The sequence below is a fragment of the Allofranklinella schreckenbergeri genome (assembly GCF_003703475.1).
Classification (GTDB): Bacteria; Pseudomonadota; Gammaproteobacteria; order Burkholderiales; family Burkholderiaceae_C; genus Lampropedia; species Lampropedia schreckenbergeri.
Map to the genome: position 1 here is coordinate 20,298 of NZ_RDQM01000018.1, position 21,911 is coordinate 42,208.

The window sequence follows — 21,911 nt, forward strand, 5'->3', positions numbered from 1 at the left end:
CTACAGCCTCAAAACAAACAACGACAGCGCCGGGAACGCCACCAGAATCAGCACGCGCACCAGATCACTGATGACAAAAGGGATGACCCCCCGGTAGGCTTGGCTGATGGTGATGTCCTCCGACATGGACTGGATGACAAACAAATTCATGCCCACCGGCGGCGTAATCAGACCCACTTCGGCCACCACCAGCACCAGGATGCCGAACCAGATGCCCAGCTCCTCGGGCGTGAGGCCGAAATCCAGCCCGGAGATCATCGGGTAAAAGATGGGAATGGTCAGCAAAATCATGGACATGGAGTCCATCACGCAGCCAAAGACAACGTAGAACAGCAAGATCGCCCAGAGGATTTCATAGGGCGAGAGGCCCAGCGTGCCAACCCATGCCGCCAGCTCTTGCGGCAGCATGGATAGGGCCAGAAAGGTGTTGTAGGCGGCCGCGCCCAGCACGATCATGAACAGCATGCCGGTGCTGGCGGCGGTGCTCTCGAAAATGCCTTTGAGGTTGGCCGCGCGCAGGCCGCCGCGCCACCAGGCCACCAAAGCGGTGCCCACGACCCCTACGGCTGCCCCTTCGGTGGGAGTGAACAGGCCGCTGTACATGCCGCCGAGCACCAAGGCGAAAATCAGCAGCACGGGCCAGACTTGGCCTAGCGCGCGCCAGCGCTCAGCCCAGGGCAGCGGCTGCACCGTGCCTGCCAGGCTGGGCTTGATGCGCACCATGATGGCGATGGTGAGCATATAGCCCAGCGCCGCCACCACGCCCGGGACGAAGGCGGCGGCAAACATCTTGGCCACGTTTTGCTCGGCCAGGATGGCGTAGATGACCAGCACGATGGAGGGCGGAATCAATATCCCCAACGTGCCGCCCGCCGCCAGCGCGCCTACGGAGATGCTGTTGGCGTAGCCCGCACGGCGCAGCTCGGGAAGGGCCACCTGCCCCATGGTGGCAGCGGTGGCCAGCGAGGAGCCGCAAATGGCGCCAAAGCCCGCGCAAGCGCCCACCGCTGCCATCGCCGCGCCGCCTTTGCGGTGGCCGATAAAGGCTTCCGCCGCCTTGAACAGCGCGCGCGACATGCCGCCTTGGCTGGCAAATTGCCCCATGAGCAAAAACAGCGGAATGATGGACAGCGAATGGCTGGAGAACTGCCCGTAGGCCAGGGTTTGCATCTGGCTGAGCAAGGGCGCGAGGCTGCCGAAAATCCACCACGAGCCGCCCAACCCCATCAGCAGCATGGACAGGCCAATGGGCACGCGCAAAAAAATCAGCAGCATCAATACGGGCAGCGACCACGCCGCCAACATCAACGGATCCATCAGTGCCCTCCTTGCGGTGCGGTAAAGCGCAATGGCGGGCGCGCCAGGCCCACGTCTTCCAGCAAGCGCCACAGGTACACCAGGCAGCCAAACACGCCTGGCAGCAGGCAGGCGGCGTAGCCCCACCAGACGGGAAACTGGAGGATGAAGGTCAGCTCCTGCGTGGCGCGATAGTCCTGCATGCCAGCCGCCAGCCGCCAGGTCAGCAGCACCCATAGCAGCAGCATCACGGCATCACTGACGACGATAAGCAGCTTTTTCATCAACGGCGGATACAGGCCCCAGAACAAATCCACCACGGCATGGCTGCGCGTGAGGTGCGTCCAGGGCAGAAAGCAGAAAACGGCAAAGGCGGTGCCCGCCTCCACCAGCTCGAAATCCCCGGGCACTGGCCCCAGGCCCCACTGGCTGAGGGCGCGGCCGCTGATGCTGACCACACTCAGCACGGCCAGCACGATCAGCACGGCCGCGCCCAGCCAGGCCAGCGCGCGGCTGATGCCATAAATCAGGTGTTGCACGGTGTTGCCTCCTTTTTGGGTCAACGCGTTGGGAGCGATGGATGGCAGGAGGACTTATTGCAAATCAATAGGAAAATAAATCGCATTTTTTCGGCATGTTATGCCTACAGTTGATTTTTCATTGATCTGCAACACTCCGAAGCCATCCAGGCGACACGTCGTGGGCCGCTTATTGCGCCGCGCCGCTGTGCTTGTCGAGCAGGCGCTGGGCTTCTTCGGCCAGTTTGGGGCCGTCGATGCCGCGCTGCTGCACCTCCTTGAACCAGCTCTGGCGCGTGGCCTGGGCGGCGTCTTTCCAGCGCTGGGTTTCGGCCTCGTCCAGCGTCACGATGTGGTTGCGCGCTTTTTGCGCCAAGTCGATGCCGGTTTGATCGGCAGCATCCATCACCAGACCAAACGCGCGTGCCACCTCAATGCCGGAGTTGGCATCGATCACGCGCTTGAGGTCATCGGGCAGCTTGTCGTAGCTGGCCTGGTTCATCAGCAGCCCAAAGGTCTGGGTGTACAAGCCCTTGGGGCCGCTAAAACCCGTGTGGTTTTTGACGATTTGCTGCACACGCAACGCGGGCACCACCTCCCAGGGCACGGTGGTGCCGTCGAGCACGCCCTTGGAGATGGCTTCGCTCACTTGCGGCACCGGCATGCCCACCGGCACGGCGCCAAGCTGCTCGAGCATGATGTTGATGATGCGCGAGCCGCCACGGATCTTCATGCCTCGCAAATCCTCCAGCTTGGCAATGGGCTTGCGGGTGTGGAACAGGCCGGGGCCGTGGGTGTGCACGGTGATGAGCTTGACGTCCTTGAACTCATCAGCGGCGTGGTTTTGCACGTATTCGTAAATGGCAGGCGAGGCCTGGGCTGCCGAGCCGATGGAAAAGGGCAGCTCGAACACTTCCGTCTTGGGGAAGCGCCCCGGGGTGTAGCCCAGCACCGTCCAGGAAAAATCCACCACGCCGTTGCGCGCCTGATCGAACAAATCCGTGGGCTTGCCGCCCAGTTGCATGGCGGGGAAAAGCTGGATGCGCAGACGGCCATCGCTGTCTTTCTGGATTTTCTCGGCCCACTTGGCCAGCCCGTCTTTGGGGATGGGCGCCTGGGGCGGCAGAAAGTGGTGCAGGCGCAGGGTGTAGCGCTCCTGCGCGTGCGCGGCGCCGCTGGTCAGTGCGGCAATGGCCAGCGTGGCGGCGCTCAGGGCGCCGAGAAATTGCTTGCGATTCAAACGCATGGTGTGTCTCCTTGTCGGTGTGTTGTTGTAGTGAGGGGGCCGCGCCGCCGCTTGCGGGCGGCGGCGCGGGGCATTGCGCGGGCTGTGCGCAAGCTGTGCGCGATTTATGCGGACTGTTGCTGCAATTGCTGCTCCAACTGGTGCAGTACGCGATAGCAGGGCAGCACCTGGTGCACGCTGGCATTGGGTTCGCGGCCCTCGCGGATGGCGGCGAAGAACTCGCGGTCTTGCAGCTCGATGCCGTTCATGGAGACATCGACTTGGGACACATCGATAGGCTCCTCCTTGCCGTTGACCAAATCGTCGTAGCGCGCGATGTAGGTGGCGCTGTCGCCGATGTAGCGGAAGAACGTGCCCAGCGGGCCGTCGTTGTTGAAGCTCAGCGAGAGCGTGCAAATGGCGCCGCTGGCGCTTTTGAGCTGGATGGACATATCCATGGCAATGCCCAGCGTGGGGTGGATAGGCCCTTGCATGGCGTGCGCCTGCACGATTTCACCAGCCTGGTAGGCAAACAAATCCACCGTGTGCGCGGCGTGGTGCCAGAGCAGGTGATCGGTCCAGCTACGCGGCTGGCCCAGCGCGTTGGTGTTGGTGCGGCGGAAGAAATAGGTCTGCACATCCATTTGCTGGATGTTGAATTGCCCGGCCTTGATTTGCCGGTGCACGAACTGGTGGCTGGGGTTGAAGCGGCGGGTATGGCCGCACATGGCCACCAGCCCGGTTTGCTTTTGCAGCGCGGCCACGGCCTCGGCGTCGGCCAGGCTGTCGGCCAGGGGGATTTCCACCTGCACATGCTTGCCTGCCTTGAGCGCGGCCTGCGCCTGCGCGGCGTGCATTTGCGTGGGCGTGCAGAGGATGACGGCATCCAGCCCCGGCAGGGCCAGGGCTTCGTCCAGATCGGTGGTGACGTGGCCGATGCCGTATTTCTGGGCCACGGCCTGGGTTTTCTCCAGCTCGCGGCCGATGAGGGACACCACTTGCACATCGGGGATGTTTTTGATGCCATCCAGATGCTTGATGCCAAAAGCGCCTGCGCCTGCCAGCGCGACTTTGATCGTCATGGTTTTGAACTCCTTGCGGTTGTTTGTCGGGTTGCTTACCTGGTTTCTTCCAGAATCAAATGCCCCACGGCGGTGTTGGAGGCGGGCACGTGGTAGAAGCGGTGCGCCACGCGGGGCGGGGGGGCGCCAGTGGCATCGGCGGCCGCGTCGGCCATGGCGCCGCGCGCAATCAGCCACATCACCAGCTCAATGCCTTCGCTGCCGGCTTCACGCACGTAGTCGATGTGCGGCATCTTGGCCAGCTCGGCCGGCTCGGCGATGAGGCGGTCGAGAAAGCGGTTATCCCACTCGGCGTTGATCAGGCCCGCGCGCGCGCCCTGGAGCTGGTGGCTCATGCCGCCCGTGCCCCAGATGTGGACGTTGAGGTCTTCGTCGTAGCTCTCGATGGCCTTGCGCAGCGCGCGGCCCAGGTTGAAGCAGCGCTGGCCGCTGGGCACGGGGTATTGCACGACGTTGACGGCAAAGGGGATGACGGGGCAAGGCCAGGCGCCTTGCTGCGGGTCTTGCTCGCCGCACATCAGCGACAGGGGCACGGTCAGGCCGTGATCGACCTCCATCTGGTTGACGATGGTCAGGTCGAAGTCCTGCTGGATCACGCTTTGCGCAATATGGCTGGCCAACTGGGGATGGCCGATGACCGGCGGCACGGGGCGCGGCCCCCAGCCCTCGTCGGCGGGCATAAATTTCGCCCCGGTGCCAATGGCAAAGGTGGGGATCAACTCCAGGCTGAAGGCGGTGGCGTGGTCGTTGTAGACCAGGAAGATGACATCGGGCTTGTTGTCCTTCATCCACTGGCGCGAGAACTCGTAACCGGCAAACAGCGGCTGCCAGTACGGCTCGCCTGTTTTGCCCAAGTCCATCGCCGCGCCAATAGCGGGCACGTGCGAGGTGAATACCGTTGCGGTGATGCGGGCCATGTTCATGCCTCCTTGTTGTGATGCGCACCCTGGGGCTGGCGGTGGGCCTGGGCGTCGCCGTCTTCGCCGATGTAGCGGTTGCCTTCGATGCTGCGGCCGCCGCCAAGCATCATGTCGCGGTACTCCTGCTCGCTCATGCCGGTCATGGAGCCAGCCATTTGCTGAAAGCTCAGGCCGTCGGTCGCGCCGATGCGGGCCAGGAAGTAGATGTTGCCGCCCGTGCGCATGCACCAGTTGAGGTCGCGCGCCAGCACGGCTTGCTTTTGCTCCTCGGTCATGGGCCATTCGTCCAGATAAGCGCGCTCGTCGGCTTTGAAGCGGGCGCGGTTTTCCGCCTTCATCAGGCTGACGCAGAACTGGTTGAGCCAATAGCCTTTGCGGCTTTGCTCGGCATCAAAAATGATGGTGCCGGGGATGTCGAGATAGGGTTTGTCGAGAGCCACGGGGTTGTCTCCTTTCTCCTGAAATGGCTGGGCGGCGGTGCATCAGACCTCTTGTGCCAGGCCTCTTTTTCAAGCCTGTTTTCAGACTTCTTCGGGCCAGTACAGGCGCATGGGGTTGTCCACCAGCAGCTTGCGCTGCAGCTCGGGCGTGGGGGCGATGTGGGCGATGAAGTCCACCAGCAGGCCGTCGTCGGGCATGTGGTGCTTGAGGTTGGGGTGGGGCCAGTCGGTGCCCCAGAGCACGCGGTCGGGGAAGCGCTCGACCACCCGGCGGGCAAAGGGCACCACGTCGCGATAGGGCGCGGCCTCACCCGCCAGCGCTGGCGGGCCGCTGATGGAGAGGCGCTCGGGGCAGCTGACTTTGCTCCAGACGTTGCCGTGCTCTTGCATGAAGCGCAGAAACAGGCCGAATTCGGGGCCGTCCACGCTTTGGCTGACGTCGGGGCGGCCCATGTGATCGACCACCACCGTGGTGGGCAGGCGGGTGAAGAAGTCCCACAGCTCGGGCAGATCGGCGGCCTCGAAGTAAATCACCACATGCCAGCCCAGCGGGGCGATGCGCTGGGCGATCTCCATCAGCTCGTCCTGCGGCGTGAAGTCCACCAGCCGTTTGACGAAGTTGAAGCGCACGCCGCGCACGCCGGCGTCGTGCAAGGCTTGCAACTGGGCGTCGCTGATGTCGCGGCGCACCGTGGCCACGCCGCGCGCCGCGCCGCCAGCAGCTTGCAGGGCATCGACCAGGGCGCGGTTGTCCGCGCCGTGGCAAGTGGCCTGCACGATGACGTTGCGCGCCAGGCCCAGATGGTCGCGCAGGGCGAAAAGCTGCGCCTTGCTGGCATCGCACGGGGTGTATTTGCGCTCGGGCGCGTAGGGGAATTCGTCGCCGGGGCCAAAGACGTGGCAGTGCGCATCGACGCTGCCGGGCGGCAGTGACAAACGGGGCTTGCTGGGGTTGGGGTGCCAATCCAGCCAGCCGGGGGTTTTTTCAAAGGTGCTCATAGCGGCGTGTTGGGGGCGTTGGGGATCACGGGGTGGGGTTTGGGGTGGAGTGCGCGGGCTGCTCCAGCGCGGCCAGCAGGCGGTCGGCCTCGGTGCGCCAGTCGTCGCTGCGGGCAAAGCCGGGGGCATCGGGCGCGCCAAAGACGCCTGCGGCCGCTTGCTGCGCCAGCCAGCCCTGGGCATGGGAAGCTGCCTGGGCCATGCCGGTGGCCAATCCAGCTTCGGCCACGGTGCGGGCCGATTCGGCCATTTCTTCGCTGCGGCGTTGGCCGTGGGCGATGACGCGCTGGAAGAAGTAGCTGGCCTGCGCCTGCCAGTCCACGCCGGGGAAGGTGTCTTGCAGTGAGGCCAGCACGGCGTCCTCCACGCCGAAGTGGCGCGCGGCGCTCAGGCTTTCGATGCACAGCGCCTCCAGCCCTTTGATGAGAACGCTGCGGCACATTTTGGTGGCCGAGGCCACGCCCAATTGCGCGCTGACGGCCCGGCAGGCAAAGCCCAGCGGGGCCAGCAAGGCGGCCAGCTCGGCGGCGCCCGGCCCGCCCAGCAGCATGGGAGTGCGGATGCGCTGCGGTGGCACGCTGTTCATGACGGCGGCCTCCACATACCGCGCGCCCTGGGCATGCGCGATGGCGGCGGCGGCCTGCTTGGTGCCGGGCGAGGCGGAGTTGAGATCCAGCACCCACGCGCCGGGGCGCAGGCCAGGCGCGGCGGCCTCGATGGCTGCTTGCGTCTGGCTGGCGGTGACGGCGCTGATGAGGCAGTCACAGCCTGCGGCCAGGGCTGCGGCGCTGTCTACCAGCTCGACGCCTTGCGCATAAGCATGTACGCGCAGGGTTTGGGCCTGCGCTTGGGTGCGCGGGTGGTGGAGCTGGCGGTCGTAGGCGCTGACGGCGATGCCCTGGGCGCGCAGGTCTTCGGCCAGGATGCGGCCCACTTCGCCATAGCCGAGCAAGCCGATGCGCCAGCGCCGGGCTTCGGCAGGGATGGTGGGGGTGGCGGGGGCTTGCATGGCGGCTTAGTCGATGTAGCGCAAGCCAGCCTTGGCCAGCGGCTCGCGCATTTGGTACATATCCAGTCCCAGCACGCCGCTGGCGAGCTTGGCGCGTTTTTCGCCTTCCAGGCTTTCGCGTTTGGCGGCCGCTTGCAAGGTGGCGGCCGCTTGCGCGCGCGGCACGCAGACGACGCCGTCGTCATCGGCCACGATGACATCGCCGGGGGTGACCAGCATGCCCGCGCAGACCACGGGGATGTTGACCGAGCCGAGCGTGGCCTTGATGGTGCCTTTGGCGGAGATGGCGCGGCTCCAGACGGGAAAGCCCATGTCCTGCAAGGTGCGCACGTCGCGCACGCCTGCATCAATGACCAATGCGCGCGCGCCACGGGCCTGGAAGCTGGTGGCGAGCAAGTCGCCGAAAAAGCCGTCGGTGCATTCGGCGGTGACGGCGGCCACGACGATGTCGCCGGGCTGAATCTGCTCGGCCACGACGTGCATCATCCAGTTGTCGCCGGGCTGCAGCAGCACGGTCACCGCCGTGCCGCTGACTTGCGCGCCGGGGTAGATGGGGCGCATGTAGGGCTTGAGCAGGCCCACGCGGCCCATGGCTTCGTGCACGGTGGCGCTGCCGTAGCGGGCCAGTTGATCGGCCACCTCGCGCTCGGCGCGCGCGATGTTGCGATAGACGACTCCCAGTTCAAACATGGCTGCTTCTTTCTGCTTTTTATAAATCAAAAGGAAATAAAATAACCCTGTTTCGGCATGATGGTATTCAGATCAAATTTCCCTTGATTGAACAATCATCCTTCAGAGCCCGCGTGCGCGCAGCGCCGCATCCAGGCGCGGGAAGACGCGGCGGGCGTTGCCTTCATAGACGGCAAAACGCTCTTCGGGCGTGAGGTGGGGCGTGGCTTCGATGTAGCGGCGCGTGTCGTCGTAGTAGTGGCCGCTGTAGGGGTCGATGCCGCGCACGGCGCCAATCATTTCGCTGGCGAACAGGATGTTCTTGACCGGCACCACCTGCGCCAGCAAGTCGATGCCCGGCTGGTGGTACACGCAGGTGTCGAAAAAGATGTTGTTCAGCAAATGCTCGTCCAGCGTGGGCTTTTTCAGCTCCTGCGCCAGCCCGCGAAAACGCCCCCAGTGGTAGGGCACGGCGCCGCCGCCGTGGGGGATGAGAAAGCGCAGGGTGGGAAAGCGCGTGAACAAATCGCTGGTCAGGCACTGCATGAAGGCCGTGGTGTCGGCGTTGAGGTAGTGCGCGCCCGTGGTGTGAAAGCACGCGTTGCACGAGGTGCTGACGTGGATCATGGCGGGGATGTCGTATTCCACCATCTTCTCGTAGATGGGGAACCAGTACGGGTCGGACAGCGGCGGGCTGTTCCAGTGGCCGCCAGAAGGATCGGGGTTGAGGTTGATGCCCACGGCGCCGTATTCCTTCACGCAGCGCTCCAGCTCGGGGATGCAAGTCTCGATCGGCACGCCGGGCGATTGCGGCAGCATGGCCGCAGGGATGAAGTGCTCGGGGAACAACTGGCTGACGCGATAGCACAGCGTGTTGCAAATGGCCGCCCAGGTCGAGGAGGTCTGGAAATCGCCGATGTGGTGCGCCATGAAGCTGGCGCGCGGGCTGAAGATGGTCAGGTCCGAGCCGCGCTCGCGCATCAGGCGCAACTGGTTGGCTTCGATGCTCTCGCGGATGGCGTCATCGCTGATGTGCAGCTCGCTGGCCGCCGGGCTGGGGCCACCTTGCAAGGCGGCAATTTGCCGCTCGCGCCACTGGCCCAGCGCGGCGGGGGCCGTGGTGTAGTGGCCGTGAACGTCGATCACCAGCGGCGCGCGCTGGGTGTGCTGGGCGGGGCTGTCCTGGGGCGTGCCTGTCATGCCAAGTCTCCATGCCTGGGTGTTCTGGGAAATGCTCTGCGCAAAGCGCCTTTGGCGGCATTCTCACGGCGCGCACACATGCCGTCCATGTTCTAACCTGGCTAACTGCTATTGCAAAATGGCATAGCTCGTCGCCCCATTGGCCCATTGACCTGCTGGCCTGTGCTTTATGAACCTCAAGCAAATCGAAATCTTCGTCACCGTTGCCGAACTGGGCAGCTTCAGCAAAGCCGCACAGGTGCTGGGCACAGCGCAGCCTGCGCTCAGCCGCCAGGTGCGGCAATTGGAGGTAGCGCTGCACGAGCACCTGTTCGCGCGCAATGGCCGTGGCGTGGAGCTGACCGAGGCGGGCCAGCGCATGCTTTTGCACGGCCGCACCATCTTGCAAACGGTGGCAAACGCCCGCGCCGATTTCGGCGCCCACCGCCAGGAGCCTGTAGGCCGCGCCACCATCGGCCTGCCGCCCAGCATCGCGCGGCGCATCACCGTGCCGCTGATCCAGCGCTTCAAGTCGCACCTGCCCAAGGCCCGGCTGGAGGTGGTGGAGGGCCTGTCCAGCCACATGACGGGCTGGCTGATTGACGGCCAGATGGATATGGCCCTGCTCTACAACCCGCAGCCGCATTTAAGCCTGTCCATCACGCCGCTGGCGCGCGAGCGCCTGTGCCTGATTGGCCGCCAGGACAGCCTACCGCCCGGCCCGGTGGCCTTTGGCGATTTGCCCCGCTACCCGTTGGTGATGGCGCAAAAAGGGCAAATCTTTCGCAGCCTGATGGAGGCGCAAGCCCTGCTGCACGGCACGCCATTGAACGTGGCCTGGGAAGTGGCCAGCCTGCCGGTGATTTTCGATTTGCTCAAAGCCGGGCACGGCTTTGCGGTGCTGACGGAAACGGCGCTGGACAGCCACCAGGAACGCGGCGACAGCACGCTGGACGCGCGCCTGATCCACACACCCGAAATCCCCTGCACACTCTGCCTGGCCCAGCGCGCGCACTACCGCGAAAGCCTGCTGATCCAACGCACCAAGGCCGAGCTGGTGGCGCTGGTGGAGCGGGTCATGGGCCGGGCATGATGCCCTCCATCACCCATCCTGGGCGCGCTCGCCCAGGCGCGCTTGCAGCTTATCCAGCGCCACGCTCAGGCATTGGCGCTCGGCGGCGCTGAGGGCCTGCTCCAAATCACGCTCGAAACACTCCACCGCTTGCTCGGCCCGGATTTGCAGGCGCTTGCCCGCCGGGGTGAGCACGAGCTGCTGCAAGCGCCGATCCTCGGCGCTGGCGCGCCGCTCGATCAAGCCGCGCTCCACCAGCCGCTCGACCAGCGGCACCAAATTGGGCGGAGAAATATCCAGCGCCTGGCTGATCTGGCGCTGAAAAATGCCCGGGTTGGCATCCACCAACACCAACAGCGAAAACTCGCTGGGGCCTAGCTCCCAATCCGCCAGGGCCTGAAGAAATCGCTTGTGAACGCTGAGCTTGATACGGGTGAGGCGGTAGCCCATGAAGCGCTGAAGCCGGGTTTGATCAATAGGTTGATTGCGCACGGTGGGGACAAGGCCGCTGCAAACGGCCCCGGAATTGATTTACAAAACAAAGGATAAAAAATACCCCCATTTCGGCATGATATGCATCAAATCAATTATCCATTGATTTGAAAATAACCAGCAAAACCACGCCATCAAGGGCATGGTGGGGGAGTGTGCGCATGTTAGAGCGTGTTCTGAGCCGGCCGCCCCCCGCTGCGGCTGTCTGCGGCCCATCCACAGCGACCGCCATGCCCTCAAATTGCCAGACAATAGCCGCTTTGCCAGCGTTTTGCCTGCACTCCCCCTTCCAACCTCACGCACACGCCGCGCAGCCCTTGGCGCAGCGCGGCCCGAGTCGCCATGACTGTTAACCAGAATCTGCTCGTCGAACTCTTTGTTGAAGAACTCCCGCCCAAAGCCCTGCGCAAGCTCGGCGACGCCTTTGCCCAAGGCATTGCCAGCAGCTTGCAGCAGCAAGGCCTGCTGGCCGATGCCAGCGCGGGCGTGACGGCCTACGCCACGCCGCGCCGCCTGGCCGTGCATCTCCAAGACGTCGCCGCCAAAGCCGCCGACAAGCCCGTGACGCAAAAGCTCATGCCCGTCTCCGTCGGCCTGCAAGAAGGCGCGCCCACACCCGCGCTGCTGAAAAAGCTCGCCAGCCTGGGGCTGGACGCGCAAGCCGCAAACCAACTGCGCCGCCAAGGCGAAGGCAAAAACGAAGCGCTGTACCTGGACAGCGTGCAACCGGGCGCCACGCTGGCGCAAGGCCTGCAAAAAGCGCTGGACGACACCATCCGCCACCTGCCCATCCCCAAAGTCATGGCCTACCAGTTGGAAACCGGCGTGGACTTGCCCGGCTGGGACAGCGTGCACTTCGTGCGCCCCGCGCATGGCCTGGTGGCCTTGCATGGCAGCGAGGTGGTGCCCGTGGCCGCGCTGGGCCTGCAAAGCGGCCGCAGCACGCGCGGCCACCGCTTCGAGGCCCAGGCCGATCCCATCGAACTGCGCAGCGCCGACAGCTACGCCGAGCAATTGCGCGATGAGGGCGCCGTCATCGCCAGCTACGCCCAGCGCCGCCAAGCCATTGCCGAGCAATTGCAGGCCGCTGCCGCGCGCATCGGCCAGGGCAGCCAGCCGGTGCAGGACGAGGCCCTGCTGGACGAAGTCACCGCGCTGGTCGAGCGCCCCAACGTGCTGGTGTGCCAATTTGAAAAAGAGTTTCTGCAAGTGCCGCAGGAGTGCCTGATCCTGACCATGAAGGCCAACCAGAAATACTTCCCGCTGCTTGATGCCGCAGGCCGCCTGACGCACCAATTCCTGGTGGTCAGCAACATCAGCCCCGAGGACGCCAGCGCCGTCATCGACGGCAACGAGCGCGTGGTGCGCCCGCGCCTGGCCGATGCCAAATTCTTCTTCAACACCGACCGCAAAAAGACGCTGGAAAGCCGCGTGGAGGGGCTGAACAAAGTCGTCTATCACAACCAGCTTGGCAGCCAGGGCGAGCGTATGCAACGCGTGCGCGCCATCGCCAAAGCCCTGGGCGAACAACTGGGCGGCCCCGCGCTGGCCGCCGCCGCCGACCAGGCCGCCATGCTGGCCAAGGCCGATCTGCTCACCGACATGGTGGGCGAATTCCCCGAGCTGCAAGGCATCATGGGCGGCTACTACGCCCGCCACGACGGCCTGAGCGAAGACATCGCCCAAGCCATTGAAGACCACTACAAGCCCCGCTTCGCCGGCGACGAGCTGCCGCGCGGCGAGGTCGGAGCCGTGGTCGCCCTGGCCGACAAGCTGGAAACCCTGGTAGGCATGTTCGGCATCGGCAACCTGCCCACGGGCGACAAAGACCCGTTTGCCCTGCGCCGCCACGCGCTGGGCGTGATCCGCATGCTGGTGGAAAAACGCCTGCCGCTGGATTTGCCCGCCACCGTGGCCAGCGCCGCCCAGGCCTTCGGCCCCCTGCTGCCCGATGCCGCCAAGAGCAACGAACAACTGCTGGCCTTCATTTACGAGCGCATCGCCGGTTATTTGCGTGAGCTGGGCGCCAGCGCGCAAGAGGCCGATGCCGTCATCGCCGCGCGCCCGATGTGGGGCGAAATCCCCAAAGCCCTGGCCGCCGTGCGCGCCTTCGCCCAACTGCCCGAAGCCCCCGCGCTGGCCGCCGCCAACAAGCGCATCGGCAACATCCTGAAAAAAGCCCAGGACGAGGCCGATGCGCAAGTCAACCAAGCCCTGTTGCAAGAGGGCGCCGAGCAAGCCCTTTACGCCGCCATGCAGCAGGTGCTGCCCCAGGCCGAAGCGCAATTTGACGCGGGCGATTACACCGCCAGCCTGCAAACCCTGGCCGCGTTGCGCGCGCCCGTGGATGCGTTTTTCGATGGCGTGATGGTCAATGCCGAGCAGCCCGAGCTGCGCCGCAACCGCCTGGGCCTGCTCAAAACCCTGCACCAGGCCATGAACCGCGTGGCCGATCTGGCCCGCCTGGCCGCCTGAGCGAGAAGGCAGGAACTCCGCCATGACCGGCCCCGCCCCACTCTCGCCCACGCCGTTTTTTGCCGCCATGCTGTTCGACTGCGACGGCGTGCTGGTGGATAGCGAAGGCATTACCAACCAAGTGCTGCGCCAAAAGCTGGAGGAATCGGGCTGGCGCTTGAGCTATGAAGAATGCTTTGCCATCTTCCACGGCAAAGCCGTGCGCGACGAAACCGCCCGCATCGAAGCCGAAACCGGCCAGCCCCTGACCGACGACTGGATGGCCGATTTCTACGCCCGCCGCAACCTGCGCTTGCAAGCGGAGCTGCTGGCCGAGCCCGGCGCCATCGCCACCGTGCAAGGCATGCACGCCCTCTTTGGCGGGCGCATCGCCTGCGCCTCGGGGGCCGACCGCTTCAAGCTCGGGCTGCAATTGCAGAAAGTGGGCCTGTGGGATTACTTTGAAGGCCGCGTCTTCAGCGGCCAGGAGCTGGCGCGCAACAAGCCCGCGCCCGACGTGTATCTGGCCGCCGCTGCTGCGCTGCAAGTGCCCACGCAACGCTGCGTGGTGGTGGAAGACTCCATCCCCGGCATTACCGCCGGCGTGGCCGCTGGCGCGGCCGTCATCGCCTACGACAAGCACGGCCAGGCCACCGACGCCATGCGCGCCGCAGGCGCCGTGTGCGTCATCCGCCACATGCAGGACGTGCCCCAGGCGGTGGCCATGCTGATGCGCGCCTGCCGTTGAATTGCAAATCAAAGCAAAAATCAAATAAATACCAGCACGCCTAAACAAGGTGTTTATTTTTCCTTTTGATTTGCAAGAATAAGAATTTCTGTTGTATTTTTCTGAAGAAAGGCCCTCCATGACTGTTCAAACCGCCTTGGCCGAGCGCTACTCCGCGCGCGCCTTTACCGCCCAAGAGCCTGACCCCCAGCTCGTGCAGCGCATGCTGGAGCAAGCCGCACAAAGCCCCTCGGCAGGCAACCTGCAACCCTGGCAAGTCATCGCCCTGCGCGGCGCGGCGCTGCAAGAACTGATCGACGCCGTGCGCGGCGACACGCCGCAGGACGACGCCCTCACCGCCTCCTACCCGGCCGATTTGTGGGAGCCCTACCGCACCCGGCGCTTCCAGGTGGGCGAAGGCATGTACGGCGCACTGGGCATCGGCCACGACGACGCCCAGGCGCGCCAGGCCCAAGCCGCGCAAAACTTCAGCTTCTTCGGCGCGCCCGTGGGCATCCTCATCTGCGCCGACCGGCGCATGCAGCCCGCGCAATGGCTGGATGTGGGCATTTACCTGCAATCGCTCATGCTGCTGGCCACCGAAAACGGCCTGGCCACCTGCGCACAAGGCTTTTGGCGCCGCATGCAAGCGGGCGTCAAACCCTTTTTGCACCTGCCCGAAAGCTATATGGTCATCTGCGGCGTTGCCCTGGGCTACGCCGACGCCAGCGCCCCCATCAACCAATGGCGCACCAGCCGCGCAGAGCCGGGCGACTGGCTGCAATTGCGCGGCTTTGAGCCGGGCGCATGACAACGCACAGAGCGCAAAACACAGGGCAAGGCGCGCGATGCAGCGGGCGCGGCTTTGCAAAAAATGCCATCCTGGCGACTATTCGGGTTTACCCGGGCGCGCTTGCCCAGAAGGGCATGTCCGCGCGACTAGAATGAAAACTGTTGCAGTTTTTGACGTTTTCAACATGGGGCGGCGCGCGTGTGCAGCCGTCTTGACCAACCCAATGCCCGGCAGGGCAACTCAAGGAGATACAAGGAAATGACCAAGGTCCTGGTACCCGTCAAGCGCGTGGTGGATAAAGACATGAAGGTGCGCATCAAGGCCGACGGCAGCGGCGTCGATGTCGCCAACCTCAAGCACAGCATGAACCCCTTTGACGAAATCGCGGTGGAAGAAGCCGTGCGCCTGAAAGAAAAAGGCGCAGCCACGGAAGTGGTGGCCGTCTCCGTCGGCGGCGCCAAAGCCCAGGAAATCCTGCGCACTGCCTTGGCCATGGGCGCCGACCGCGCCGTTTTGGTGGAAACCGAGGACGAAGTGCAGCCGCTGGCCGTCGCCAAAATCCTCAAGGCCCTGCTGGACAAGGAGCAGGCAGCCTTGGTGCTGATGGGCAAGCAAGCCATCGACGACGACTCCAACCAAACCGGCCAAATGCTCGCCGCCCTGGCCGATGTGCCCCAGGCCACGTTTGCCTCCAAGGTGGAAATCGCTGGCAATGAAGCCACCGTCACGCGCGAAGTCGATAGCGGCCTGGAGACCATCACCGTCACGCTGCCCGCCGTCGTGACCGCCGATTTGCGCCTGAACGAGCCGCGCTTTGTCACGCTGCCCAACATCATGAAGGCCAAGAAAAAAGAGCTGGAAACGATCAAGCCCGCCGATCTGGGCGTGGACGTCGCCCCGCGCCTGAAAACGCTCAAGGTCAGCGAGCCGCCCAAGCGCAGCGCAGGCGTGAAAGTCCCTGACGTGGCCACCTTGGTGGACAAGCTCAAAAACGAAGCCAAAGTGATTTGAGGCAACCGCTGAACTTCTGAAAGGAATCCCAATGACCGTACTCGTTATTGCCGAACACGACAACGCCAGCCTCAAAGGCGCCACCCTCAACACCGTCACCGCCGCTGCCGCACTGGGCGAAGTGCATGTGCTGGTGGCCGGGCACAACGCCGCCGCCGCCGCCCAGGCCGCCGCCCAGGTCACAGGCGTGGCCAAAGTGCTGCACGCCGATGGCCCCGCGCTGGAAAACGCCCTGGCTGAAAACGTCGCCGCCCAGGTGCTGGCGCTGGCCGATGGCTATGAGCACATCGTCTTCCCCGCCACCGCCTCGGGCAAGAACATCGCCCCGCGCGTGGCCGCCAAGCTGGATGTGGCGCAAATCTCCGATATCACCAAAGTCGTCAGCGGCGACACCTTCGAGCGCCCCATCTACGCCGGCAATGCCATTGCCACCGTGCAAAGCCAGGACGCCAAGAAGGTCATCACCGTGCGCGCCACCGGCTTTGACGCCGCAGCCGACACCGGCGGCAGCGCAGCCGTGGAAAGCGTGGCAGCCGTGGCCGATTCGGGCAAGAGCCGTTTTGTCAGCCGCGAAGTCAGCAAGAGCGATCGCCCCGAATTGACGGCCGCCAAGGTCATCGTCTCCGGCGGCCGCGCGCTGGGCAGCGAAGAAAAGTTCAAGGAAGTCATCACCCCTCTGGCCGACAAGCTCGGCGCCGCCATCGGCGCCAGCCGCGCTGCCGTCGATGCGGGCTATGCCCCCAACGATTTGCAAGTGGGCCAGACGGGCAAGATCGTCGCCCCCGAGATGTACGTGGCCGTGGGCATCAGCGGCGCCATCCAGCACTTGGCAGGCATGAAGGACTCCAAGGTCATCGTCGCCATCAACAAGGATGAGGAAGCGCCCATTTTCTCCGTGGCCGATTACGGCCTGGTGGCCGACTTGTTCGCCGCCGTGCCCGAGTTGACCGAAAAGCTCTAAGGCTGCTCAAAGCCTCGGCACGAGCAATCTGAAAAATGGCATCCTTGGCGATGCCATTTTTTTCAGCCAATTAAAGCATCAAATCAAAGGAAATTTATCTTTAAGCCCATCATGCCAAAAAAGGCGCATTTCATTTCCTTTGATTTGTAATTTAAAGCATTCTATGCCCTTGGGCATGCTTTTTTACCGCAGTACAAGGAGTTCTCCATGAGTTTCAAAGCCCCCGTCAAAGACTTGCTGTTCGACATTGAGCACCTGGCCAACCTCGCCGCCGTAGCCCAATTGCCCGGTTTTGAGGATGCAGGGCTGGATACCGCCCAGGCCGTGTTGGAGGAATGCGCCAAGTTCACGCAAGACGCGGTCGCGCCCCTGAACGTGCCCGGCGACACCAATCCCTCCAGCTTCAAAGATGGCGTTGTCACCGCCACGCCCGGCTTCAAAGAGGCATTCGCCCAGTTCGCCCAGGGCGGCTGGCAAGGCTTGCAGCACGATGTGAACTACGGCGGCCAGGGCCTGCCCAAAACCATCGGCGCCGCCTGCCAGGAAATGCTGCACAGCGCCAACCTCAGCTTCGCCCTGTGCCCCATGCTCACCGACGGCGCCATCGAGGCGCTGCTGATGGCAGGCAGCGACGAGCTCAAAGCCACCTATCTGGAAAAACTCATCTCCGGCCAGTGGACGGGCACCATGAACCTGACCGAGCCGCAAGCGGGCTCCGACCTGTCCCTGGTGCGCTCGCGCGCCGAGCCGCTGCCTGACGGCACCTACAAAGTCTTCGGCACCAAGATCTTCATCACCTGGGGCGAGCACGACATGGCCGAGAACATCGTGCACCTGGTGCTGGCACGCGTGCAAGGCGCGCCCGAAGGCATCAAGGGCATCAGCCTGTTCATCGTGCCCAAATTCCTGGTCAACGCCGACGGCTCGCTGGGCGAACGCAACGACGTGCATTGCGTGAGCATCGAGCACAAGATGGGCATCAAGGCCAGCCCCACGGCCGTGCTGCAATTTGGCGATAACGGCGGCGCCATCGGCTACCTCGTGGGCGAGGAAAACCGCGGCCTGGAATACATGTTCATCATGATGAACGCCGCGCGTTACGCCGTGGGCGTGCAGGGCGTGGCCGTCTCCGAGCGCGCCTACCAGCAAGCCGTGGCTTACGCCCGCGAGCGCGTGCAAAGCCGCCCCGTCGATGGCTCCGTCAAAGGCAGCGCCCCCATCATCCACCACCCCGATGTGCGCCGCATGCTCATGACCATGCGCGCCCTCACCGAAGGCACACGCGCCACAGCCATCACCGCCGCCGCCGCCTACGATGCAGCGCACCGCCACCCCGATGCCCAGGCCCGCCAGCACAACCAGGCGTTTTACGAATTCCTGGTGCCGCTGGTCAAAGGCTACAGCACCGAAATCAGCCAGGAAGTCACCAGCCTGGGCGTGCAAGTGCATGGCGGCATGGGCTTTATTGAGGAAACCGGCGCGGCCCAACACTACCGCGATTGCCGCATCCTGGCCATCTACGAAGGCACCACTGCCATCCAGGCCAACGACTTGGTGGGCCGCAAAACCGGCCGCGACGGCGGCGCCGTGGCCAAAGCCATCGCTGCGCAAATCGAGCAAACCGAAGCCGCCCTGCAAGCCGCCGGCGATGAACCCGCCCAAGCCGCCGCCCGCGGCCTGGCAAAAGCGCGCCAAGCGTATCTGGAGGTGGTGGACTTCATCGTTGCCAACAGCCGCGAAAACCCCAACGCCGCCTATGCTGGCAGCGTGCCCTACCTGATGCTGGCGGGCAACCTGGTCGCTGGCTGGCAACTGGGCCGCGCCATGCTGGCCGCCAAAGAGCTGCTGGCCAAAGGCGAAGGCGATGCCGACTTCCTGCGCGCCAAAATCACCACCGCGCATTTCTACGCCGAGCACATCCTGCCGCGCACCGGCGCGCTGCGTGATGCCATCGTGGAAGGCGCGCACAGCGTGACGGAATTGCCGCTGGACGCTTTCTGACGCCCACCAAGCTGCGCTGAAAGTGTGGGCCTCTGCGCACGCGGGGCCCACACTGTCTGCCCATGAAAAAGCCGCCATGCGTTTCGTTCATGGCGGCTTTTTCATGGGCCTTCTTGTGGGCTTTTCCGGCCGGTTTGAATCGGCAAAAGAAAAAGGCTTACATCGCACCGATGCAAGCCTTGAAGTTTTTGGTGGGCCCTGTAGGGATCGAACCTACGACAAACGGATTAAGAGTCCGCTGCTCTACCAACTGAGCTAAGAGCCCCGAAACCGAACTTTGCGAGAACGTTTCAAAGGCGGCGATTATAGCGCCCTTTCACGCTCGGGCCGCTCCTGCGGCTGCTTGGCAAACAGCACATCCCACACGCCGTGGCCCAGGCGCAAACCACGCTGCTCAAATTTGGTCACGGGGCGGTACCAAGGGCGTTGGGCAAAGCCATCGGGCAATTGCCCTTGGTTGACCCATGCTGCGTTGGCTTGCAGCACATCACGGATTTGCTCGGCGTATTCCTGCCAGTCGGTAGCGCAATGCAGATAACCGCCAGGTTGCAGGTAGCTCAAGAGCATTTGCACAAAAGGCGGCTGAATCAAACGGCGCTTATGGTGGCGTTTTTTATGCCAAGGATCGGGGAAAAAGATATGCACGCCTGCCAGGCTGGCAGCGGGCACCATGTGCTGGAGCACTTCTACCGCGTCGTGCTGGACGATGCGGATATTGGTGATTCCTTCTTCATGCATGCGCTTGAGCAGCGCACCAACGCCGGGGGTGTGCACTTCACAACAAAGAAAGTCCTCTTGCGGACGCGCCTTGGCAATGGCAGCAGTGGCGTCGCCCATGCCGAAGCCAATTTCCATCACTACAGGGGCCTGGCGGCCAAAGAGGGCAGCGAAGTCGAGCGTTTGCTGGGCAAACGGCACTACATAACGCGGGCCTAAGGCGTCAATGGCATGCTGCTGAGCCGTCGTGGTGCGGCCTGCGCGCACCACATAGCTGCGGATGCGTTTGAAGTGCGCGGGGAGAGCGGTGGCATCGTCGTGGCTGGGAGGTGTGGGGGTATCCACAGTCATAGCAAAGCAAATCAAGGAAACAGGGGCGGCATTGTCTCTCAAGCAGGCGCATCATCATCCGATGCGGATAGGGGATAGAGATCACTCCAAGCTCGCGTCCAGCTCAACAAAGCATCCGGTACGGTAGAGGCCGTGACGGGCGGCAAGCCCAGAATATGTGCCGCCTGACACAGCACCTCTAACGGCGGACAGCCATCAATGCTGGGCGCTTGATTGCCTTTGGAAAGTTTCTCGCCCCAAGCATCGCGCGCCAGAGGCAAATGCAAATAAACCGGCCGTGTATAGCCCAGCGCCTGTTGCAACAAGATTTGCCGCGCAGTGTTGTCGGCCAAATCTTCCCCTCGCACAATGTGGGTGATCCCTTGCTCGGCATCATCCACCACACAGCCGATTTGGTAGCTCCAGATCCCATCGCCGCGCAGCAAAGCGAAATCCCCAACCTCTTTAGACACATCTTGTTGCTGCCAGCCCAGGCGTCGATCATGCCAACGCACTGTGTGCGAGGTTTGCTCCCCTTCAGTGAGAAAACGCCAAACCCGCACGGGGTTCACATGCTGCGCAGAACGGCATGTGCCAGGGTAGATCAATGTTTGAAAACGCTGACGCTGCACGCCCCGAGCCTGCCAAGCCGCTTCAATGTCACGCCGGGTGCATTGGCAGGGATAAGCCAGTCCATGGGCTTGCAGCGTCTGCAAAGCATGCCGATAGTGGGGCAGGCGACGTGATTGCCATTGTGGCGAAGCGTCAGGTGTCAAACCCAAGCTTTGCAATTGACGCAGGATAGTGATGGCTGCGGCTTCACTGCAGCGCTGCGTATCCAAGTCCTCAATGCGCACCAACCAGCAGCTAGACAGGCCAGCATGCCGGGCTGCATGAGCGTCCAACCAACTGGCTAAGGCGGCAACCGCAGATCCAAGGTGCATCGGGCCAGTTGGAGAAGGCGCAAAGCGCCCAACATAAGCGGCGCGAGTGGTGTGGTGCATGGACTGTATGGTTGGCACAGGTTGAGCATGGGGGGTGGATGGAGGAAACAGTTGCGGCAAATGCTCGCATGCCCATCATCCGCAGGATATGAAGAAGAACGGGCTTTCCAGCCATGCCGGGGTCTTCCCTGCAAAATACGGCCCATGTCGTTACAACCCTTGTCCTCTTGCGCAGCCACGGCCACTCCATTCAGCCGCCATATACCGTTTAAAGGCATCAGCAATTTTCGCGATTTAGGAGGCTATCGCAGCCGCGATGGCCGCAAGGTACGCTGGCGCGTGCTGTTCCGATCAGACAGATTGTCTGATTTGCAATACGAAGATCAAGAGCCGTTTGATCGATTGGGTGTACGCCACAGCATAGATTTCCGCAGTGAAGCCGAGCGTCAAAACAGCGATTACGCCATCAAAAACTTACAACGCACCACTCTTCCCATTGAGCCTTACGTTACACAAACCTTGCACCGCATGATTGAACTAGGCCAAACACTGGATGTGGCGACAGCACATCGGTTGATGGCGCAAACCTATGAGGCCTTTGTGCAGCGCAATACAAAACAGTACCGCGCATTTTTCGACGTGCTACTCACGCAAGATGCGCCCGTGGTGTTTCATTGCACGGCGGGTAAGGACCGCACCGGCTTCGCTGCCGCCATGCTATTGGAGGCTTTAGATGTACCTCGAGAAACCATTACGCGGGATTTTATGCTCACCAACAAGCATTACATCCTCCCCTCGTACTACAGTGCTAATCGACCATTTTCCAAGCAAGCGATGAACGTGCTTTGGCGTGTACACCGAGATTTTCTCAATGCTGCATACCAGCAGATTGAAACCAGTTATGGTGATGTATTGGGTTATTTAAGGGCAGGGTTAGGCTTGAATGCTGTGGACTTAGGTTATTTGCGCGCAATTTATTTGGAGGAATAGATTTTTTATGTCTGGATTGATGGGTATTGGGCGATTTTTATTTTTCATAAGTAAAACCCCTCAAGGCTTGATGTCTTGAGGG

21 protein-coding genes and 1 tRNA gene are annotated in these 21,911 nt (G+C 63.2%); 8 read left to right on the top strand and 14 right to left on the bottom strand.

Annotated elements, in window-relative coordinates; all coding sequences use genetic code 11:
• From EBQ26_RS11385 to EBQ26_RS11430, 10 genes are all read right to left on the bottom strand, one after another.
• On the bottom strand, positions 1-1,317 hold the full coding sequence (locus EBQ26_RS11385) for a TRAP transporter large permease (protein WP_122239260.1): 1,317 nt from the start codon (positions 1,315-1,317) through the stop codon (positions 1-3).
• On the bottom strand, positions 1,317-1,835 hold the full coding sequence (locus EBQ26_RS11390) for a TRAP transporter small permease (RefSeq protein ID WP_122254465.1): 519 nt from the start codon (positions 1,833-1,835) through the stop codon (positions 1,317-1,319). Before EBQ26_RS11390 ends, EBQ26_RS11385 begins: the two co-directional genes overlap by 1 nt.
• 169 nt (positions 1,836-2,004) lie before the next feature.
• The gene (locus tag EBQ26_RS11395) at positions 2,005-3,060 is read right to left on the bottom strand and encodes a TRAP transporter substrate-binding protein (protein ID WP_122239264.1); all 1,056 of its coding nucleotides are present in this window, start codon (positions 3,058-3,060) and stop codon (positions 2,005-2,007) included.
• Positions 3,061-3,164: 104 nt separating this feature from the next.
• Positions 3,165-4,121 (bottom strand): Gfo/Idh/MocA family oxidoreductase, encoded by a 957-nt coding sequence (locus tag EBQ26_RS11400; RefSeq protein WP_122239265.1) that lies wholly within the window; start codon positions 4,119-4,121, stop codon positions 3,165-3,167.
• A 35-nt stretch (positions 4,122-4,156) separates the two neighbouring features.
• Positions 4,157-5,038, bottom strand: a complete 882-nt coding sequence (locus tag EBQ26_RS11405; RefSeq protein ID WP_122239267.1) for a class III extradiol dioxygenase subunit beta — start codon at positions 5,036-5,038, stop codon at positions 4,157-4,159.
• Between the two features lie 2 nt (positions 5,039-5,040).
• Positions 5,041-5,481, bottom strand: coding sequence for a protocatechuate 4,5-dioxygenase subunit alpha (ligA, locus tag EBQ26_RS11410; RefSeq protein WP_122239269.1), 441 nt, complete (start codon positions 5,479-5,481; stop codon positions 5,041-5,043).
• Positions 5,482-5,562: 81 nt separating this feature from the next.
• Positions 5,563-6,480: an amidohydrolase family protein gene (locus EBQ26_RS11415; protein WP_122239271.1), complete on the bottom strand. Its 918-nt coding sequence runs from the start codon at positions 6,478-6,480 to the stop codon at positions 5,563-5,565.
• A 25-nt stretch (positions 6,481-6,505) separates the two neighbouring features.
• Positions 6,506-7,489: an NAD(P)-dependent oxidoreductase gene (locus EBQ26_RS11420; RefSeq protein ID WP_122239273.1), complete on the bottom strand. Its 984-nt coding sequence runs from the start codon at positions 7,487-7,489 to the stop codon at positions 6,506-6,508.
• 6 nt (positions 7,490-7,495) lie between these two features.
• Entirely contained in the window at positions 7,496-8,179 is a 684-nt protein-coding gene (gene ligK / locus EBQ26_RS11425; RefSeq protein WP_122239295.1) for a 4-carboxy-4-hydroxy-2-oxoadipate aldolase/oxaloacetate decarboxylase, read from the bottom strand.
• Between the two features lie 102 nt (positions 8,180-8,281).
• Positions 8,282-9,307: an amidohydrolase family protein gene (locus EBQ26_RS11430; RefSeq protein WP_122239297.1), complete on the bottom strand. Its 1,026-nt coding sequence runs from the start codon at positions 9,305-9,307 to the stop codon at positions 8,282-8,284.
• A 220-nt stretch (positions 9,308-9,527) separates the two neighbouring features.
• On the opposite strand from EBQ26_RS11430, the gene EBQ26_RS11435 reads away from it, so the two are divergent.
• The gene (locus EBQ26_RS11435) at positions 9,528-10,430 is read left to right on the top strand and encodes a LysR family transcriptional regulator (protein ID WP_122239275.1); all 903 of its coding nucleotides are present in this window, start codon (positions 9,528-9,530) and stop codon (positions 10,428-10,430) included.
• A 9-nt stretch (positions 10,431-10,439) separates the two neighbouring features.
• Here EBQ26_RS11435 and EBQ26_RS11440 read toward each other — a convergent pair whose 3' ends face one another.
• The gene (locus tag EBQ26_RS11440; protein ID WP_238944340.1) at positions 10,440-10,901 is read right to left on the bottom strand and encodes a MarR family winged helix-turn-helix transcriptional regulator; all 462 of its coding nucleotides are present in this window, start codon (positions 10,899-10,901) and stop codon (positions 10,440-10,442) included.
• A 342-nt stretch (positions 10,902-11,243) separates the two neighbouring features.
• Here EBQ26_RS11440 and glyS point away from each other — a divergent pair, with 342 nt between their 5' ends.
• The 6 genes from glyS to EBQ26_RS11470 all read left to right on the top strand — a co-directional run bounded on the left by glyS (position 11,244) and on the right by EBQ26_RS11470 (position 18,848).
• Positions 11,244-13,376 (top strand): glycine--tRNA ligase subunit beta, encoded by a 2,133-nt coding sequence (glyS, locus tag EBQ26_RS11445; protein ID WP_122239279.1) that lies wholly within the window; start codon positions 11,244-11,246, stop codon positions 13,374-13,376.
• A 22-nt stretch (positions 13,377-13,398) separates the two neighbouring features.
• Positions 13,399-14,103, top strand: a complete 705-nt coding sequence (locus EBQ26_RS11450) for an HAD family hydrolase (protein ID WP_122239281.1) — start codon at positions 13,399-13,401, stop codon at positions 14,101-14,103.
• Between the two features lie 118 nt (positions 14,104-14,221).
• Positions 14,222-14,893: a nitroreductase gene (locus tag EBQ26_RS11455; protein WP_122239283.1), complete on the top strand. Its 672-nt coding sequence runs from the start codon at positions 14,222-14,224 to the stop codon at positions 14,891-14,893.
• Positions 14,894-15,133: 240 nt separating this feature from the next.
• Positions 15,134-15,886: an electron transfer flavoprotein subunit beta/FixA family protein gene (locus EBQ26_RS11460; protein WP_122239285.1), complete on the top strand. Its 753-nt coding sequence runs from the start codon at positions 15,134-15,136 to the stop codon at positions 15,884-15,886.
• 31 nt (positions 15,887-15,917) lie between these two features.
• Positions 15,918-16,847, top strand: a complete 930-nt coding sequence (locus EBQ26_RS11465) for an electron transfer flavoprotein subunit alpha/FixB family protein (RefSeq protein WP_122239287.1) — start codon at positions 15,918-15,920, stop codon at positions 16,845-16,847.
• A gap of 207 nt (positions 16,848-17,054) precedes the next feature.
• Positions 17,055-18,848, top strand: a complete 1,794-nt coding sequence (locus tag EBQ26_RS11470) for an acyl-CoA dehydrogenase (RefSeq protein WP_122239289.1) — start codon at positions 17,055-17,057, stop codon at positions 18,846-18,848.
• Positions 18,849-19,037: 189 nt separating this feature from the next.
• On the opposite strand, the gene EBQ26_RS11475 is transcribed toward EBQ26_RS11470, so the two are convergent.
• The 3 genes from EBQ26_RS11475 to gluQRS all read right to left on the bottom strand — a co-directional run bounded on the left by EBQ26_RS11475 (position 19,038) and on the right by gluQRS (position 20,899).
• Positions 19,038-19,113: transfer RNA gene (locus EBQ26_RS11475), tRNA-Lys, on the bottom strand.
• A gap of 38 nt (positions 19,114-19,151) precedes the next feature.
• Positions 19,152-19,916, bottom strand: a complete 765-nt coding sequence (trmB, locus tag EBQ26_RS11480; protein ID WP_122239290.1) for a tRNA (guanosine(46)-N7)-methyltransferase TrmB — start codon at positions 19,914-19,916, stop codon at positions 19,152-19,154.
• Between the two features lie 38 nt (positions 19,917-19,954).
• Complete coding sequence (gene gluQRS / locus EBQ26_RS11485) at positions 19,955-20,899, bottom strand: tRNA glutamyl-Q(34) synthetase GluQRS (RefSeq protein ID WP_122239291.1); 945 nt, start codon at positions 20,897-20,899, stop codon at positions 19,955-19,957.
• A gap of 144 nt (positions 20,900-21,043) precedes the next feature.
• Here gluQRS and EBQ26_RS11490 point away from each other — a divergent pair, with 144 nt between their 5' ends.
• Entirely contained in the window at positions 21,044-21,829 is a 786-nt protein-coding gene (locus EBQ26_RS11490; protein ID WP_238944341.1) for a tyrosine-protein phosphatase, read from the top strand.
• Positions 21,830-21,911 lie beyond the last annotated feature (82 nt).